The sequence below is a fragment of the Allobosea sp. CER48 genome (genome assembly GCF_044752385.1).
In the GTDB taxonomy this organism is placed as follows: domain Bacteria; phylum Pseudomonadota; class Alphaproteobacteria; order Rhizobiales; family Beijerinckiaceae; genus Allobosea.
Map to the genome: position 1 here is coordinate 1 of NZ_JBIWYK010000427.1, position 2,613 is coordinate 2,613.

Sequence of the window (2,613 nt, forward strand, 5' to 3'; positions counted from 1 at the left end):
GAGGCGCGAGCGGCTGGCCGCATCCGGCCGGCCGCGAAGGTTGCGATATCTTCATCTCCTGTCAATGGCGGATGCCCTAGACCGGCCCTATTTGATGGCCTTAAGTCTCGGCTGACGCCTATTTTCGCGAAGCCGACGCGACGGGGAACACGGACCACGCATGACCACGACAGATCGCCGCCGGGTTCTGGGCGGACTCTCAGCCGCGCTCTGCCTGTCGGCAGCGCCCTCGGTCCTTCTGGCGCAGCAGCCGCGGCCCCAGACGCCGGCCCAAGGTCAGCCGCAGACACCGCCTCCGCAGAGCGCCGCACCGCAGCCGCGCTTCAGCTTCGAGGACGTACAGCGGCGCGCCCGCGAGATCGCGGCCGTCGCCTATGAACCGAGCGCGAGCCTGCCGGAGGCGCTGGCGAAGCTCGACTACGATTCCTGGCGCGACATCCGCTTCCGTCCGGAACGGGCACTGCTGGCGCAGAACGGTTCGCCCTTCCGCATGCAGATGTTCCATCCGGGGTTCCTGTTCACCCGGCCGATCACGGTGAACATCGTGCGCGACGGCGTGGCGACACCCGTGCCTTATGCCGCAAACCTCTTCGATTACGGCAAGGTCAAGTTCGAGAAGCCACTGCCGGTCAATCTCGGCTTCGCCGGCTTCCGCCTGCACTACCCCCTCAACGATCCCCGCGCCTTCGACGAGCTGATCTCGTTCATCGGCGCGAGCTACTTCCGCGTGCTCGGCCGCGAGCAGCGCTACGGGCTCTCGGCGCGCGGGCTCTCGATCGGCGCGGGCACCAACAGCGAGGAGTTCCCGGTCTTCCGCGAATTCTGGGTTGAGGCACCCGCGGCCGACGCTGAGCGGATCGTCATCCACGCCCTGCTCGATTCGCCGTCGGTAACCGGCGCCTACCGCTTCACCGTCTACCCCGATCTCGACACCGTGGTCGATGTCGCGGCGTCTCTCTACCCGCGCAAGCCCGTCGAGAAGCTCGGACTCGCGCCGCTGACCTCGATGTTCTTCACCGGCGAGAACGACCGACGCTTCTTCGACGATTTCCGCAGCGAGTTGCACGATTCCGACGGCCTGATGATTCACTCCGGAAGCGGCGAGTGGATCTGGCGTCCGCTGCGCAATCCCAGGCAGCAGGCCGTCTCATCCTTCGTCGAGCGCAATGTCCGCGGCTTCGGCCTGATGCAGCGGGACCGCGTCTTCGAACATTACCAGGATCTCGACCTCGCCTACGAGCGCCGCCCATCCTACTGGATCGAGCCGCAGGGCGACTGGGGCGAAGGCATCGTCGAGCTGATCGAGATGCCGACCACCGACGAGACCAACGACAACATCGTCGCGCTCTGGGCGCCGAAGACGCCGCTCGAACCCGGCCGTGAATTCTCCTTCGGCTACAAGCTCACCGCCATGCTCGATTCCGGAGACCTCCATCCCGGTGGGCGGGTGATCAACACCTACCAGGCCAAGCCGAAGGCGCTCGGCTCGGGCGAACCGGTGACGGACGGCGCTCGGCGCTTCATCGTCGATTTCGCCGGCGGCGACCTCGACTACCACATCAAGCAGCCGGAAAAGGTCGAGATCGTGCCCTCGATCGCTTATGGCCGCATCGACCGGGCGTTCATCGTCCCGAATCCAAAGACCAAGGGCTTCCGCGCCTTCATCGACGTCATGGTCGAGCCCGGCCAGCTCGCCGAGATGCGCGCCTTCCTCCGGAGCGGCGGCAAGACGCTCACCGAAACCTGGAGCTATCCCTGGCGTTCGGAAGCCCAGGGCTGATCAGGAGGGGCCATCTGATGGATGTCGTCGAGAACGCCGAACAGAACCGGTTCGAGCTGTCATTGGACGGCGGCACCGCGCTCGTCGCCTACCGCCGCGACGGCGATCGCGTTGTGCTGGTTCACACGGAGGTGCCGGAGCAGTTCGCCGGGCAGGGCGTCGGCTCGCGGTTGGCCAAGGGCGTCTTCGAACTGATCCGGGCGAGCGGGCGCAAGGCCGTGGTCCGTTGCGACTTCCTCAAAGGCTGGGTCGCGAGGCACCGCGACTATGACGACATCATCGACGGCTGATCGCCGGCCTGCGCGATAGCAGAAGTGCCCGGTTAGCTGCGCTTCCGGGTGGGCGGCTTCCTGACCGGCTGCTTCTTGCGACCATAGAGCTCCAGCCGGTGCCGGACGAGCTCATAGCCCAGCTCGGCGGCGATGCGCCGCTGCAGCTCCTCGATCGCGTCCGAAGAGAATTCGATCACCTCGCCTGAATCGATGTCGATCAGGTGGTCGTGGTGCTCCTGATCGGCGTGCTCGTAGCGCGAGACGCCGTCCTCGAAGGCATGGCGCTCGATCGCGCCCTGCGACTCCAGCACCTTCATCGTGCGGTACACCGTCGAGAGCGACAGCGTATGGTCGAGCGCGAAGGCGCGGGTGAAGATGCCCTTCGCATCGGGGTGGTCGTCAGCTTCGGCCAGCACGCGCAGGATCAGGCGCCGCTGCTGCGTCATGCGCAACCCGGCCCCTTTCAACTGGCTTTCGAAAACGGCAATGCGCCGGTCCACCTCGATCATGCAACGGAGATAGCGCGAACGCGCGATTTTGCAAATTCACCTATCTGATAAT

3 protein-coding genes are annotated in these 2,613 nt (G+C 65.7%); 2 read left to right on the forward strand and 1 reads right to left on the reverse strand.

The features are described from left to right. Window positions 1–160 precede the first annotated feature (160 nt). Both ACIPIA_RS13860 and ACIPIA_RS13865 read left to right on the forward strand, forming a co-directional pair. On the forward strand, window positions 161–1,780 hold the full coding sequence (locus tag ACIPIA_RS13860) for an OpgD/OpgG family glucan biosynthesis protein (RefSeq protein ID WP_400510387.1): 1,620 nt from the start codon (window positions 161–163) through the stop codon (window positions 1,778–1,780). 17 nt (window positions 1,781–1,797) lie between these two features. Next, window positions 1,798–2,070: a GNAT family N-acetyltransferase gene (locus ACIPIA_RS13865; protein ID WP_400510389.1), complete on the forward strand. Its 273-nt coding sequence runs from the start codon at window positions 1,798–1,800 to the stop codon at window positions 2,068–2,070. A 32-nt stretch (window positions 2,071–2,102) separates the two neighbouring features. On the opposite strand, the gene ACIPIA_RS13870 is transcribed toward ACIPIA_RS13865, so the two are convergent. Further along, window positions 2,103–2,561: a Fur family transcriptional regulator gene (locus ACIPIA_RS13870; RefSeq protein ID WP_400510390.1), complete on the reverse strand. Its 459-nt coding sequence runs from the start codon at window positions 2,559–2,561 to the stop codon at window positions 2,103–2,105. Window positions 2,562–2,613: the final 52 nt, after the last annotated feature.

Excerpts from the sequence above, each read along its gene's own strand:
- ACIPIA_RS13870 (WP_400510390.1), bottom strand. The coding sequence starts at position 2,561 with ATGATCGAGGTGGACCGGCGCATTGCCGTTTTCGAAAGCCAGTTGAAA.
- ACIPIA_RS13860 (WP_400510387.1), top strand. The coding sequence starts at position 161 with ATGACCACGACAGATCGCCGCCGGGTTCTGGGCGGACTCTCAGCCGCG.
- ACIPIA_RS13865 (WP_400510389.1), top strand. The coding sequence starts at position 1,798 with ATGGATGTCGTCGAGAACGCCGAACAGAACCGGTTCGAGCTGTCATTG.